Here is a 14,292-nt window from a genome sequence, read left to right as displayed (position 1 = left end):
CCGTACCCCTGGTTCTCAGGGCACGGTTCCGCCTACTTCCTGCACGGGGACGACCCCGTGGCCGCGTCCCGGGAGACCCGCCATGTCTGCTCGTCACTTCCTCGCCACCGGGCTGCTCGCCCTGGCCCTGGGCCTGGCCGGAGCCGGCCCCGCCGCCGCCAACCCGGTCATCATCGAGCCGGACCCGGTCTCCCCCGGCAGTCAGTTCGCGGTCTTCGACGGCGGCAACTGCGACAGTGCCGGCGGCCAGGCGATCTTCCGCTCGCGCGAGCACTCCGGCTCCGGCTCCTCGGGCTCCTCCGCTGTCGAGGACATCCCGGCGGTCAAGCTGGGCTCGCTGCGCGGGCTGGTGGGCGCGATCGCCACCGTCCCCGAGCACGCCCGGCCCGGCGTCTACGACGTGACGGTGCAGTGCACCACGGTGACCAGGAGCCAGGTGACCACGACCTTCACCGTCCACGGCAACCCCGCCAAGAGCAGCCAGCCGGCCCACGAGGAGTCCGGCCGTCCCGGTGGCTCCGGTCCCGGTGGCCCCGGTGGCGGCGGCCCTGCCGGCCCCGTCGAGCCCAAGGGCCCCACCCACGCGGGCCTGGGCGGCAGCACCGGGCCGAACATCCCGGAGACGCTGGCCGGCGTGCTGCTGCTGGGCACCGCCACCGCCGCCGTGGTGCACCACCACCGGCGCCGCCGCAGCTCCTGACGCCCGATCAGTCCCGCGGACGGACCCGGGTGGCGAGCACCGAACCGAGCAGCGCCACCACCGTCATCACCAGGAAGATCGCGGCGAACGCGCCGCGCGCACCACTGCCCGCGTCGGCGGCGGTGACGGCGGAGACCGCGCCGCCGCCGAGACCGGCGAAGAGCACCCCGGCCAGGCCGGTCAGCAGCACGTTGCCCAGCGCGTCGGACATCTGCAGCGAGGCGGAGTTCGCGCCGGCCGCCTCGGGCGGCGAGAGCTTCATCATCAGCACGCTGATGCTGGCGATCGACAGGCCCATGCCGATCCCGCCGAACGCCCAGGCCACCGCGGCGGTCCAGGCCGGCACCGCCGGTACCAGCACCAGCGACGCGGCCCCGATGGCCAGCGCGGTGAGCAGCAGGCCCACCCGGATCAGCCCGGCCCGGTGGCGCTCGGCGGCCGGCCGGCCCTGCAGCCAGGAGCCGAGGGCCCAGGAGAGCCCGCCGCTGGTCAGGGTGAGCCCGGCCAGGGTCGGCGAGAGGTGGCGCTGGGTCACCATCATCAGCGGGATGAAGGACTCGGCGGCGAAGAACGCCCCCGCCGCCACCCCGCGCAGCAGGATCAGCGTCGGCAGCCCGCGCGCGCCCCGCAGCGTGCCCGGCGGCAGCAGCCGCAGCACGGCCGTCCCGAGCAGCACCGCGCCGACCACGGCGGGCAGCAGGCCCGGCAGGTCCCGCCGCTGCCCCGCGTACTGCAGCAGCCCCGCGCCGAGCGCCGCCATCGCGGCCCGCCCGATCCGGCCCCGGTCCAGCGCCCCGCCGGCGGCCGGCGGCTGCTCCCGCTCGGCCCGGCGCAGCGGCGCCCCCATCACCACCAGCGGCAGCACCACCAGCATCGGCACGGCCAGGAAGACCCACCGCCAGCCGAGGTGCTGGGTGACCCACCCCGACACCACGGGCCCGACGATCGAGGGCAGTACCCAGGCCGCCGAGAAGGCCGCGAAGACGGCCGGCCGCAACCGCTCCGGGTAGGCCCGCCCGACCACCACGTAGAGCGCCACGATCACCAGCCCGCCGCCCAGCCCCTGGATCGCCCGGGCGCCGACGAACATCCACATGCCCGCCGCCGTCCCCGCCACCACCAGCCCGCCCGCGAACACCCCGATCCCCGCGAACAGCGGCACCACCGGCCCCCGCCGGTCGCACCACTCCCCCGCCAGCACCATGGCGAACAGCGTGCTGGTGAAGTACCCAGAGAACGCGAACGCGTACAGCCCCAAACCGTGCAACTGCCGCGCCGCCACCGGCATGGCCGTGTTCACCGCCGTCGCCTCGAACGCCAGCAGCAGCACCACCGACACGATCCCGAGGGTCAGCGCCCGGTAGCGCGCACCGAGCACCCCGCCCTCCTCGGCCGGTGCGGACGGTCTGCGAGGCGCTGCTTCGGTCGTGGTCATGGCTGTCATCGTAAGACCCGTGGGTGAGTTTGACTCCTGACCAGAGGTCCCATCCGTCCCCGTCCGCCGGTCCTAGGACTTCATACGCACGTCACATTCGGCTATTGACGCACCCCGCCCCCGATCGCCTAAGCTAAATCTCGAAAGCACGGCAGAATGACGAAACAGAGAGAGGAGCCCGCAATGTCCCGCCACCCGCGCCACATTCGCCCCGCCGCTCCCTCCTGTTGCCCCCAGGCGTGTTGTCCCCCCGCCTGTCTCTGACCTGAAGGACCATCAGCGCCCTTCACCCACGGCCGTGTGCCCGAGTGGCTTAGGGAACCGCCTGCAAAGCGGTTTACACGGGTTCGATTCCCGTCATGGCCTCCATGGAATTCCCGATCGGCAGCAAAATAGCCGATCGGGAATTCCGCATGCCCGCGAAGAACAAGCCTCAGGAATTCCGCCGACGGGCCGCCGCCAGGACGCGGCGGGCGGTGCGGGTGGCTATCGGGGGGAGCAGGTCGAGGGCGAGGCGGCGGGGGGTGGAGCGGCGGGGTGGGGTCGGGGGCTGGGGAGCGGGGGCGGTGGGGGGCTCGGCGGGGGCGGCGAGGCGGTAGACGCGGGCGCCGGCGATGGTCTCCTCGTCCAGGTGGTAGCCCTCGGCGCGCCAGTCGCGGGTGAGCAGCTGCCGCTGGGCGGCGGCGGGGTCGCCCCAGGTGCCGTAGAACTTCTCGGGGGTGAGCAGCACCGGCCGCAGACCGCTGGTGACCACCGCGCGCCAGACGGCGGCGGCGACGCCGGGGGTGTGGGGCTGGCGGTAGTCGTCCAGGGCCACCAGGCCGTCCTCGGCCAGTGCGGCGCGGGCCACCTCGATGTCGCCGGCCACGTGCTCGTACAGGTGCGAGGCGTCGATGTGGACGAAGCGGCAGCTGCCGGCCGGGATCCGGCCGTCGGCCAGCACCGAGGTGGGCGCCTGCACGATCTGCGGCAGGCGCGGGTGGAAGGCCAGGTAGTTGGCCTCGAAGGAGCGCCTGGTCAGGGTCTCCCGGTAGGACATCGCCATCTCGGCGGCGTTCTCCGGGTCGTGTGCCTCGGAGTCGAACAGGTCGCAGACCGTGAGGGTCTCGCCGGGCGCCAGCAGGTCGCCCAGCAGGACGGCGCTGCGGCCCAGGTAGCTGCCGAGTTCCAGCAGGTCACCGGCGGTGCCCGCATCGGTCTGCGCCCGCAACAGGTGGCCGAAGACCTCCCGGTCGGCGTGGAAGAACCAGCCGGGTATGTCCTGCGGCCGCTGTGGCGGCGGGGAGGTGGGGGTGGCGGTGACGACGGCAGCGGTCACAAGGGGCTCCGGGGGAGAACGGGCCATGAAGATTGGCCCGGAGCCTAGTCATGACAAGCGGCCACGTCAGCAGTCTGCGCAGATTCCGGCGGTTCGCACAGACATTCCGGCGGGGCGACCGGCCTCAGGCCGGCACCACCGCGTCCTGCGGCGGAATCGGCAGCCGGCCGATCGGCAGGTTGGTCGCCGCCCGGACCGCCGCCGCGACCGCCGCCGGAGCGACCACCGCGGGAGCGGCGCTGACCGCCTTGGCACCGAAGGTGGCGACCACGTCGCGCTCCTCCAGCAGAGCGGCGATCCGCACCTCGGGGGTGTCCAGGGCGGTGGGCAGCCGGTAGCCGGTGAGGGAGGGGTTGAGGACCAGGCCGCCTGCGGTCCGCAGGTCCTCGAGCAGCGCGAGTCCGATGCCCTGGGCCACGCCCGCCTCGATCCGGTCCTCGATCTGCCCGGGGTTCAGCGCCCGACCCACGTCCTGCGCCACCGTCACGTCGACCACCCGGACGGCACCGAGCTCGATGTCCACGTCCACCACGGCGCGCATCGCGCAGAAGGCGATGGAGACGAAGGCGTCGCCCTGGCCGGCCTCGTCCAGCGGTTCGGTGGGGTGCGGGCGGCACTGGGCGGTGGCCCAGAGCTCCTTGCCCTCCAGCGCCTCGGTGACCGGCATGCCGAGCACCCCGTCGTAGGAGGTGATCTTGCCGTCGGCGATCGAGAGCAGTTCGACGGACATGCCGAAGTCGGCCGCGATCGGGGCGAGCAACTGGTGCCGGACCATCAGGGCGGCCCGCTCGACCGCGCCGCCGGAGACCCAGGTGTGCCGGCCGCGCGCCGACGGGCCGGCGATCGACTGGTCGCTGTCCACCGGGGCCACGTAGACCTCGCTGACCCCGAGCACCGACTGGACGATCTGCCGGGCCAGCGTCGCGAAGCCCTGCCCGGCGTCGACGGCCGCGCAGATCACCGTGGCGTGGTCGCCGCTGACCCGCACGGTGGCGGTGGAGACCTCGTCGGCGCCTTCCGCGCCGAGCATGTGCACCATGCCCACCGCGTAGCCGATCCCGCGCCGCACGGCGGCCGGGTCGCCCGCGCCACCGGGGCCGCCGGGCAGCAGCCAGTCGGTGTTCGGCTCGTCCAGCGGCAGCGCGGGCAGCGGCACCTCGGCCACCGCGTCCAGCAGCGCGGCCACCGGGGCGGGGCAGGTGACGGCCTGTCCGGTGGGCAGCGAGTCGCCGGTGGCCAGCGCGTTGCGGCGGCGGATCTCCAGCGGGTCCAGCCCGAGCTGGGCGGCCAGCAGGTCGAGCTGGGACTCGTGCGCGAAGCAGGACTGCAGGGCGCCCTCGCCGCGCATCCGGCCGGCCGGCGGGTTGTTGGTGCGTACCGCCCAGGCGTCCACCGAGACGTTGGGGCAGACGTAGGGGCCGACCGCGAAGGCGGTGGCGGCGGCCAGCGCCTCGGCCGAGACGTCCGCGTAGGCGCCGCCGTCCAGCAGGATCTGCGCCTCCACCTTGACCAGCTTGCCCTGGGCGTCGGCGTGGTGGCGGTACCTCAGCAGCGCGGGGTGCCGGCCCGCGTGCGACTGGAAGGACTCCTCGCGGGTCAGCGTCATCTTCACCGGGCGCCCGGTGCGCAGCGCCAGCAGCGCCAGGGTGACCTGGAAGGAGAGGTCCTCGCGGTCGGCGGTGGCGCCGGGCACACCGGTGACCACCAGCCGTACCCGGTCCGGTTCGAGGCCGAGCCGGGCGGCGGCCCGCTCGCGGTCGCCGTGCGGATCGGTGGAGGACAGGTGCAGCTCCACCCCGCCGTCCGGACGCGGCACGGCGAGCCCGGCCTCGGCGCCGATCGGCGCCGGGTCCTGCCGGCCGACCTGGTAGAGGCCCTCGACGATCACCTCGCCGACCGCCTCCTGGTCGCCCGAGCGCAGCGGCAGGTGGCGCAGCAGGTTGCCGCTGGGGTGCAGGGCGGGGCCGTTGAAGGCCTGCTCGGGATCGGTCAGCGCGTCGAGCAGCTCGTACTCGACCACGATCGAGGCGGCGGCCAGCCGCGCGGTGTCGGGGTGGTCGGCGGCCACCGCGGCCACCGGTTCGCCGTGGTGGCGGACCACCTCGGCGGCCAGTACCGGGCGGTCGGCCGGGGTGGCGGGGGTGGGCAGGTCGGCGGCGGTGACCACGGCGTGCACACCGGGGACGGCCAGCGCGGCCGAGGTGTCGATCGAGACGATCCGGGCGTGCGGGTGCGGCGAGCGCAGCACCGCGCCCCAGAGCAGGCCCTCGGCCCACAGGTCGGCCGCGTACGGGTAGATGCCGAGCGCCTTGGGCAGCGCGTCGCTGCGCAGCGGGGAGCTGCCCAGGCCGAAGGGCAGGCTCTCGGTGGCGGCGCGGTCGGTGGCGCTGTCGCTGGCTGCGTCGGTCATGCGTGATCGTCCTCGGCGGGGCTGGGGGTGGTCTCGTAGACCGTGCCGTCGAAGGGGGTCGCCTGGGCGGGGACACCGTGTGCGGGGGTGCCCTGGTAGGCGATGCCGTCGTAGGCCACACCCGGGTAGGGCGCGGCCGCGTACGGGCCGGTGGCGTACGGCGGGGCGGGGTAGGCCGTGCCGTGGGCGGGGGTTCCGTCGGGCAGGGTTCCGTCGTAGGGCGTGCTGGTCCCGTGTGCCGGGGTCGGCTCGTACGGGGTGCCGTGCGCGGGGGTTCCGCCGGGCACGGTGCCGTCGTAGGGTGCGCTGGTCCCGTGCGCCGGGGTCGGCTCGTAGGTCGCGCCCGCGTCGTACGCGGTGCCCGGGCCGTAGCCGTAGGCCGTCGGGTCGTAGCCCTGCGTCGGGATCGCGCCGAGGCCGGTGCCGGCCGCGGTCGGTCCCGGCTGCTCCTCGGCGCTGATCCAGCCCTCGTCGAAGAGCGGGACCTCGCCGGCCGTCGCGGTCTCGGTCCAGGCGTCCTGGTAGACCGGCAGGTCGACCGGGTCGACCGGGTCGACGGCGGTGGCGGCCTCGGCGGGCGCGGTTTCGGCGGCCACGGCGGCATCGGCCGACGACTCGTCAGCCGTCTCGGCCTCAAGCAGCGCCGCCGTCCGCTCGTCCGCCACCGTCTGCACGGCGGCCAGCACGCTGCGGTAGCCGGTGCACCGGCAGAGGTTGCCGCACAGCGCCTGGCGGGCCTCCACCTCGCTGGGCCGGTGGTTGCGCTGCAGCAGGTCGTGCACCGCCATCGCCATGCCGGGCGTGCAGTAGCCGCACTGCACGGCGCCGGACTCGGCCAGCGCCTGCTGCACGTCACTGGCCGCGCCGCCGGCCGACAGGCCCTCCACGGTGCTGATCTCGCTGTCCGCCGCGAGCGCCGCCGGAACCAGGCAGCCGGCCACCAACTGGCCGTCCACCTGCACCGAGCAGGCTCCGCACTCGCCCTGCTCGCAGCCGTTCTTGGCGCCGGCCAGGCCGAGCCGCTCGCGCAGCACGTACAGCAGGCTCTCGCCGATCCAGGCGTCGGTGACGGGTCGTTCGAAGCCGTTCACCCGCAGGGTGTACGAGGTGGTGGGACGTCCGTCCCCCACCTGGACGCGATGGTTCGTCGGTTCGGTCGCCATGTCGGCGGTCACCTCGGCCGTCACTTCAGTGCCCTTCCCAGCGCCCGGCGGGCCAGCACCGCCACGGTACGCCGTAGCGCCACGGCCGCTGCCGTCGGCCCCTCGACAAGCAGTGCCCCGTCGGCCCCGTAGGCGTCCGGCACGCAGGCGGTGGCCACGTACTCGCCGAACGCGGCCGCGGCGGCCGGGTCGATCAGGTGCGCGCCCTCCTCGCCACGGGCCGACCAGTCGATGCAGCCGGCCACCCAGGCCTCGGCCTCCAGCGGCCGCAGTGGCACCGGTGCGACCGCGCCGACCGCGCAGCGCACCGCGCGCCGGGCCGGGTCGAGCACCAGGGCCACCGAGGCGGTGGCGCGGGCCGGGCCGCTGCGCCCGGTCGCCTTGAGGAAGACCTGCGGGGCGTGCAGCAGCGGCACCCGGACCCAGGTGAGCAGCTCGCCCGGGCGGATCGGGTCGAGGCCGGTGAGCAGGTGCCCGACCGGGACCTCGCGGGTGCCGCCGGCCCGGGCCAGGGTGACCACGGCCTCCAGCGCGGCGAGCACCGGCAGGGTGTCGCCGGTGGCGGCGGCGGTGGCGATGTTGCCGCCCAGGGTGCCGACGTTGCGGGTCTGCGGCGGCCCGGCGGTGCGGGCGGCGTCGGCCAGCCCGGGGATCAGCGCGGCGAAGTCGGGACGGTCCATCCGGGCCAGGGTCAGGCCGGCGCCGAGCACGGCGGTGCCGCCGTCCTCGTAGCGCCAGCCGCGCAGTTCGGTGATCCGGCCGAGGCCGAGCAGCGCGGCCGGGCGCAGCCGTCCGGCGTTGACGGCCTCCATCAGGTCGGTGCCACCGGCCACCGGGACGGCGGCGGGCGACGCGCCCAGGGCCTCGACGGCCTCGTCGAGGGAGGTCGGCAGCATGATCGTCCGGTTCACCTGGATCCCACCGTGCTCCACTCTCCTGGGCTGTGCTCGGGCCCGTGCTCAGCCGTGCCGGCCGGCTGCCGGGCCGGCCAGGTCCTCAGGCGCCGCGGGCTCGCGGCACCGCCCGTAGCGTACGGGCGTTGGGGGCCGAACTGAAGCAGCCCACCAGGTCGGGCAACTCTGGCACATCGCGCACCGTGATCGCCCTCGGGGTGTCGGACGATACGGTCACTTTTTGGGCAGATCCCCCACGAATGAGACCGGATATTCACCTGTTCTTGACGCCCCGGCGGCGCGAAAGGTTCCAGGACGATCGGAGCGGCCGTCCGACGGTGGCTCAGCGTGCCGGCGGCGGGCCGTCAGTGATCTTGCAGTGGCCGCCCCAGCACGCCCGGGCGGCGCTGCCAGGGGTGCGGGCCGCCCGGCGCGCGGTACTCCACGCCGAGTGCGTCGAGGCGCCGGTAGTGGGTGCGCATCCGCTGCTCGAAGGCGGTGAAGTCGCGCTCGGCCGGATCGCGGGGCAGCGCCGACCAGGCCACCTCGGCGAAGGCGGCCAGCCGCGGGAAGGCCCGGTAGTCGACGTCCCGGGCGTGGTCCATGAACTCGGTCCACAGGTTCGCCTGGGTGCCGATCACCTGACGGGCACTCACCTCGTCCAGCGCGGGCGGCACCGGTTCGAACCGGTAGACGTCCTCCAGGGTGCGCACGAAGCCCACCGGGATCGGCTCGTCGGGTCCGTCGGCCTGCCGGTGGTCCAGGTAGACGTGCTGCTCGGGGCACATCACCACCTGGTGCCCGGCCCGCGCGGCGGCCACCCCGCCGGCGTACCCGCGCCAGGAAGCGACCGCCGCCCGTGACTGCCACCCCGCCTCCGGGCGCTCTTGACCCGGCGCCGACGCTCCCTTCGGCTCGGCAGCGACGACGAGACCGCCCTCGAGGATCTCGTCCCAGCCGATCAGCCGGCGCCCGCGCTCGGCCAGCCACCGGTCGAAGTGCTGGATGAACCAGCTCTGCAGCTCGTCCTCGTCGGCCAGCGCGAGTTCCTTGATCCGGGCCTGGGCCGCCGGGGCGGCCCGCCACTGCTCCTTGGGGCACTCGTCGCCGCCGAGGTGGACGAACTCCGAGGGGAACACCTCCAGCAGCTCCTCGAGCACGCCCTCGAAGAAGGCCAGGGTGGCGTCGGAGACGTTCAGCACGTTGGGGCTGACTCCCCAGTCGGTCCACACCCCGAGGGCGGCGGTGTCCACCACGTCGGTGTTGCCCAGCTCCGGGTAGGCGGCGATGGCGGCCTGGGTGTGGCCGGGCAGGTCGATCTCGGGGACCACGGTGACGCCGCGGTCGGCCGCGTAGGCGACCAGCTCGCGCAGATCGTCCTGGGTGTAGAAGCCGCCGTGCGGCCGGTCGTCGCGGCGGTCGGCGTCGCGGAAGCCGACCATCGAGCGCTCCCGCCAGCTGCCGACCTCGGTCAGCCGCGGGTAGCGCTTGACCTCGAACCGCCAGCCCTGGTCGTCGGTGAGGTGCAGGTGCAGCACGTTGAGCTTGTGCGCGGCCAGCAGGTCGACGTAGCGCAGCAGGTCGGCCTTGGGCAGGAAGTGCCGGGAGACGTCGATCAGCGCCCCGCGCCAGCCGAACCGGGGCCGGTCGGCCAGCTCGCCGAGCGGCAGCGCCCAGCCGGTGCGGCGCAGCGGGGCTCGCCGGTAGGCGTCGGGGCCGAGCAGCTGGCGCAGGGTCTCGGCGGCCCAGTGGGCTCCGGCCGGACCGCCGGCGGTCACGGTGACCCGCTGCTCGTCGACCACGATCCGGTACGCCTCGGGCGGCAGCGCCTGGTCCAGGCTCAGCCGGATCACCGGGTCCGCGGCCCAGCGCAGCGGCAGCGCGGTCGCGGCACCCAGCGTCGCGCGCAGCCACCGCTCGGCCTGTTCGGCGCCCGGGCCGCCGCCCAGCGTGGTCCCGGGACCGAGCGGCAGGGTCCGCCGCGGGTCGAGGTGGACGGTGGACGGCGCGGGGATCAGGTCCATGCGGACCATACTGCCCGCGCCGTCGGGATTGGCATAGACCACTTACGCGGTCAGTTGCCCCGTCCCGCCCCTACTGCTTGTCGCCACCCTGGTCGCCGCCACCGGAGCCGATGCCCTCGTAGATCTCCTTGCACATCGGGCAGACCGGGTACTTCTTCGGGTCGCGCCCGGGCACCCAGACCTTGCCGCAGAGCGCGACCACCGGGGAGCCGGAGAGCGCGCTCTCCATGATCTTGTCCTTCTGGACATAGTGCGCGAAGCGCTCGTGGTCGCCGTCGCCGTGGGACACCTGCGGGACGGGCTCGACCAGGGTGCCGGTACCGAGGCCGCGCTCGGGCTCAAGAGTGCTCATAGGCGCCAAGTCTATGGGGGCGGCGTGCGAAACGGACCCCCACCACCCGTCGACGCCCAATGCGTCAACTCCGACCCTTGCGCCCAGTAAGAAAATTTGACAACTTTAGTCAAGTCACGTTCATCCGCTGCCGCACCGGCAGCCGCGCCCCGGAAGGGGTCGCTGATGGCAGCACGCAACATCCTCATAACGGGGGGTTCGGCAGGCATCGGCCGCGCCTGCGTCGAACGCTTCGCCCGGGCCGGCGACAACGTGTGGTTCACCTACCGGCTGGGGGCCGAGCGGGCCGCCGCGATCGTCGCCGAGGTCAACCAGGAGCGCCCCGGCGCGGCCCGCGCCTTCGCCTTCGACCAGGGGAACTGGCCGGACCAGGAACGACTGCTGGCCGAGCTGCCCGGCCCGGTGCACGTCCTGGTCAACAACGCCGCGGTCGGCTCGGCCACGGTCGCCCGCTATGCCGGGCCGCACGAACCCGAGCAGGACGAGGCCATGCTGCGGATCAACGCGCTCGGTCCGCTCTGGCTGAGCCGCGCACTGCTGCCCCAGCTGATCCGCCAGGGCGGCGGCAAGATCATCAACGTTTCCAGCGTCGGCGGCGGGGTGTCCCAGTTCCCCGGCTTCCGGCTGGCCGACGGCATGAGCAAGGCCGCGCTCTGCCACCTCACCCGCCAGCTCGCCGCCGAGCTGGTGCACCAATCGGTCCACGTCTTCGCGATCTGCCCGGGCGCCGTGGACACCGGCATGTTCGAAGCCAGCACGCTCGACCCGCTCACCCCCGAGAACCGCGCCGAACTGCTCAAACGCCTGCCACAGGGCCGGCTGATCGAGCCGGCGGAGGTGGCCGAACTGATCTGGTGGCTGGCCGGCCCGGCCTCCGGCCTGCTGCACGGCGCGGTGATCGACGCCTCGATGGGCCTGGGCGTCCACCCCGGCCTGCTCACCGGCCACGAGCACTGAACACACCCTCAGGAGCACTGAGATGGTCTCCCGCACGGCCGCGGCCCTGACCGCCGCCACCCCCGCCATCGCCGAGGCGCACTTCCGGGCCGAGGCCTTCCCCTACCACCCGGTCAGCCGCCCCGACGGATACCTCAACCTCGGCACCGCGGAGAACCGCCTGCTCGGCGACCTGCTGGACCGGCTCGCCGCCGAACTGCCCCCGTTCAGCGAGCCGGACACCCGGTACGCCCCGCTGCACGGCACACCGCTGCTGCGCGAGCGGATCGCCCAGCTGCTCACCGCCTGCTACCGCTCGCCGGTCGACCCCGAGAACCTGGTGCTGGTCAGCGGCGCGACCGCCGCACTGGACGTGATCGCCAGCGCGCTCTGCGACCCGGGCGAGGCCATCGTGCTGCCCGCCCCCTACTACGGCGCCTTCGACACCGACCTCGGCGGCCGGTCCGGCGCCCGGCTGATCCCGGCACCGCTCAGCAGCGCGAACGGCTTCGCGCTCGACCTCGCACCGGTCGAACGCGCCCTCTGCCTGGCCCGCCGGACCGGCGCCACGGTCCGCGCGATCGCACTCGCCTCACCGGCCAACCCACTCGGCCAGGTCTACCCGGCCGAGCACCTGCACGAGCTGGCCCGGCTCGCCGAGGAGTACGGGGTCGACCTGATCGGCGACCAGATCTACGCCCACTCGGTCTTCGGGCCGCGCCCGTTCACCGCCCTGGAGACGCTCGGCAGCCCGCGGGTACACACCGTCTGGGGCTTCGCCAAGGACTTCGGCCTGCCCGGCTTCAAGGCCGGGGTGCTGCACACCACCGACCCCGAGGTGCGGGCCGCCGCCCGGGCGCTGGCCTACTTCGCCCCGGTCTCCACCGGCACCCAGGCGGTGCTGACCCAACTGCTCGCCGACCCCGACCGGACGGCCGGCTTCCTGGCCGAGAACCGCCGTCGGCTGGCCGCCTCCTGCGCCGCCACCGTCGAGCAGCTCGCCCGGCACGGCATCGGGCACGTACCGGCCGAGGCGGGCTGCTCGCTCTGGATCGACCTGCGCGACCGGCTGCCCGAGCCGGGCTTCGTCGGCGAGCGGCAGCTCTGGCGGACCATCGCCGACCGGCTGCGGGTCAACATCCTGCCCGGCGAGGCCTTCCACTCCCCCGAGCCCGGCTGGTTCCGGCTCTGCCACCCACTGGACGCCTCCGTGGTGGCCGAGGCGGTGGCCCGGCTAGGCACGCTGCCCGCGCAGCCCGCCGCCGCACCGCTCGAATGGAGCCACCGATGAGCTGGGGTCACCGATGAACGAGGGTCACCGATGAGCTGGAGTCACCGATGAGCGCCGCCGGACCGCTGGACCGCTGGTACGAGAGCGCTGGCGTGCGCACCGGGGTCCGCCGGATGTTCCACGAGGGCGCCGAGCAAGGCCTGGTCTTCTTCCCCGAGGCGCTGGTCCCGCACCTGGGCCACGAGGCGGTGCGCGCGCTCGACCCGGAGCGACGCCGCGAACTGACGGTCCGTCACCTCTACCAGTTCCTGCTGGCCACCACCCACCTGGAGACCCGGGTGGTGAACCGCGCGGCCGAGCCGATCGCCAACGGCCGCACCCCGCTGGCGCTGACCGCGGCGCTGCGCCAGGACGCCTTCAAGGTCTACTGCGACGAGGGCTACCACGCGCTGTACAGCCTCGACCTGGCCGACCAGATCGCCGGCGTCACCGGCATCGCGATCCCCGACTGGGACTACGGCGGATTCGTCGAGCAGCTCGCCGCGGCCGCCCGGCGACTGCTCCCGGACCAGCCGCAGCTGGCCGGGCTGCTGCAGGCCGTGGTCTTCGAGACGCTGATCACGGCCGTCCTCAACGAACTGCCCACCGACGCCACCGTGGTCCGCCCGGTCCGCGACCTGATGCGCGACCACGCCAAGGACGAGGGCCGCCATCACCGCTTCTTCGCCACCTTCTTCCACGAGCTCTGGGCCGGCCTCACCCCCGAGCTGCGGCGGCGCGCCGCGCTCGCCCTGCCCGAGCTGATCCATGCCGCGCTCAGCTGGGACCTGGCCCCGGTCGAGGACTCGCTGCGGCTGGCCGGCCTGGACACCGCCGCGGCCCGCGACGTACTGGCGGACTGCTACGCCCCGACCGCGGGCGCGGACCGGATCTCGGAGATCTCCCGATCGACGCTGCGCCTGTGCGCCTCGGTCGGAGCGTTCGACCTGCCCGGTGTCCGGGAGGCCTTCGCCTCCCGCGGCCTCTACGAAGTGGACGGCGGACCATGACCACACCCCTGAGCACCAGCACGCTCACCTACGGCGGCTACCTCAATCTGGACCAGCTGCTCACCCTCCAGACACCGCGCGGCGACCACCAGGGCACCGAGGAGGAGCTGTTCATCACCGTGCACCAGGTGCACGAGCTCTGGTTCAGACTGCTGCTGCGCGAGCTCGGCGCCGCCCGCGACCGGATGCTGACCGGCCGGCTGCCGGCGGCCCGGCTCGCGCTGCGCCGCTGCCGGGAGATCGAGCGGGCCCTGCTGGGCACCATCGAGCTGCTGGACACCATGGCACCACTGGACTTCCTGGCCTTCCGCGGCGCGCTGGGCAGCGCGAGCGGCGCCCAGTCCGCGCAGTTCCACGAGGTCGAACTGCTCTCCGGCCCCGCCTCGGGCGACCGGCTCGCCCACCTGGACTGGCTCACCGGGGCCGAGCGCGACCGGCTGGAGCGGCGGCTGATCGAGCCGACCGTCTGGGACGCCTTCGTCTCGGTGCTCGCCGAGGCGGGGTACGGCGTGCTGACACCGGATCAGCGCCGGGCCGCGCTGGCCGAGGTGGTCCGCACCCCCGCCCACCAGTCGGTGGCCGAGCTGGCCGAGGCGCTGCTCGACCACGACCAGGCCTGGTCGCTCTGGCGGGCCCGGCACGTGCTGGTGGTGGAGCGGCAGATCGGCCGCCGCCCCGGGACCGGCGGCAGCACGGGCGCCGGCTACCTGGCCGCCCGGGCCCGCGAGCGCCTCTACCCGGAGCTGTGGGAGTTCCGCAGCGAACTGTGACCGAGGAGGCC

At 74.3% G+C, this 14,292-nt stretch carries 11 protein-coding genes, 1 tRNA gene and 1 pseudogene; 6 read left to right on the top strand and 7 right to left on the bottom strand.

Annotated elements, in window-relative coordinates; translation table 11 throughout:
* Nucleotides 1-82: 82 nt before the first annotated feature.
* A complete protein-coding gene (locus BR98_RS27750; RefSeq protein WP_035848785.1) occupies nt 83-700 on the top strand; it encodes a hypothetical protein in 618 nt (205 codons plus the stop codon).
* A 7-nt stretch (nt 701-707) separates the two neighbouring features.
* Here BR98_RS27750 and BR98_RS27745 read toward each other — a convergent pair whose 3' ends face one another.
* Nucleotides 708-2,135 (bottom strand): MFS transporter, encoded by a 1,428-nt coding sequence (locus BR98_RS27745; protein WP_232247639.1) that lies wholly within the window; start codon nt 2,133-2,135, stop codon nt 708-710.
* Between the two features lie 294 nt (nt 2,136-2,429).
* Here BR98_RS27745 and BR98_RS27740 point away from each other — a divergent pair.
* Nucleotides 2,430-2,504, top strand: a tRNA-Cys gene (locus tag BR98_RS27740).
* Between the two features lie 64 nt (nt 2,505-2,568).
* On the opposite strand, the gene BR98_RS27735 is transcribed toward BR98_RS27740, so the two are convergent.
* From BR98_RS27735 to BR98_RS27710, 6 genes and pseudogenes are all read right to left on the bottom strand, one after another.
* The gene (locus BR98_RS27735; RefSeq protein ID WP_035848778.1) at nt 2,569-3,453 is read right to left on the bottom strand and encodes a class I SAM-dependent methyltransferase; all 885 of its coding nucleotides are present in this window, start codon (nt 3,451-3,453) and stop codon (nt 2,569-2,571) included.
* 124 nt (nt 3,454-3,577) lie between these two features.
* The gene (locus tag BR98_RS27730) at nt 3,578-5,863 is read right to left on the bottom strand and encodes a xanthine dehydrogenase family protein molybdopterin-binding subunit (protein WP_035848775.1); all 2,286 of its coding nucleotides are present in this window, start codon (nt 5,861-5,863) and stop codon (nt 3,578-3,580) included.
* Between the two features lie 641 nt (nt 5,864-6,504).
* Nucleotides 6,505-6,978, bottom strand: a pseudogene (locus tag BR98_RS40555) ((2Fe-2S)-binding protein); the annotation flags it as partial.
* Between the two features lie 68 nt (nt 6,979-7,046).
* Nucleotides 7,047-7,922: an FAD binding domain-containing protein gene (locus tag BR98_RS27720; protein ID WP_051971198.1), complete on the bottom strand. Its 876-nt coding sequence runs from the start codon at nt 7,920-7,922 to the stop codon at nt 7,047-7,049.
* Nucleotides 7,923-8,284: 362 nt separating this feature from the next.
* Nucleotides 8,285-9,943 (bottom strand): beta-N-acetylhexosaminidase, encoded by a 1,659-nt coding sequence (locus tag BR98_RS27715; RefSeq protein WP_083977660.1) that lies wholly within the window; start codon nt 9,941-9,943, stop codon nt 8,285-8,287.
* Nucleotides 9,944-10,013: 70 nt separating this feature from the next.
* Nucleotides 10,014-10,295, bottom strand: coding sequence for a DUF3039 domain-containing protein (locus BR98_RS27710; RefSeq protein ID WP_035848770.1), 282 nt, complete (start codon nt 10,293-10,295; stop codon nt 10,014-10,016).
* Nucleotides 10,296-10,460: 165 nt separating this feature from the next.
* Here BR98_RS27710 and BR98_RS27705 point away from each other — a divergent pair, with 165 nt between their 5' ends.
* The 4 genes from BR98_RS27705 to BR98_RS27690 are packed head-to-tail and all read left to right on the top strand — an operon-like array spanning nt 10,461 to nt 14,281.
* On the top strand, nt 10,461-11,252 hold the full coding sequence (locus BR98_RS27705; RefSeq protein WP_035848765.1) for an SDR family NAD(P)-dependent oxidoreductase: 792 nt from the start codon (nt 10,461-10,463) through the stop codon (nt 11,250-11,252).
* Nucleotides 11,253-11,274: 22 nt separating this feature from the next.
* A complete protein-coding gene (locus BR98_RS27700; RefSeq protein ID WP_035848762.1) occupies nt 11,275-12,522 on the top strand; it encodes an aminotransferase class I/II-fold pyridoxal phosphate-dependent enzyme in 1,248 nt (415 codons plus the stop codon).
* Between the two features lie 47 nt (nt 12,523-12,569).
* Nucleotides 12,570-13,511: a diiron oxygenase gene (locus BR98_RS27695; RefSeq protein WP_035848758.1), complete on the top strand. Its 942-nt coding sequence runs from the start codon at nt 12,570-12,572 to the stop codon at nt 13,509-13,511.
* Nucleotides 13,508-14,281 (top strand): tryptophan 2,3-dioxygenase family protein, encoded by a 774-nt coding sequence (locus tag BR98_RS27690; protein ID WP_035848749.1) that lies wholly within the window; start codon nt 13,508-13,510, stop codon nt 14,279-14,281. Before BR98_RS27695 ends, BR98_RS27690 begins: the two co-directional genes overlap by 4 nt.
* Nucleotides 14,282-14,292 lie beyond the last annotated feature (11 nt).

Origin of the sequence: Kitasatospora azatica KCTC 9699 (assembly GCF_000744785.1) — a bacterium.
Taxonomy (GTDB): domain Bacteria; phylum Actinomycetota; class Actinomycetes; order Streptomycetales; family Streptomycetaceae; genus Kitasatospora; species Kitasatospora azatica.
This window is presented reverse-complemented; position numbering and strand designations above follow the sequence as displayed.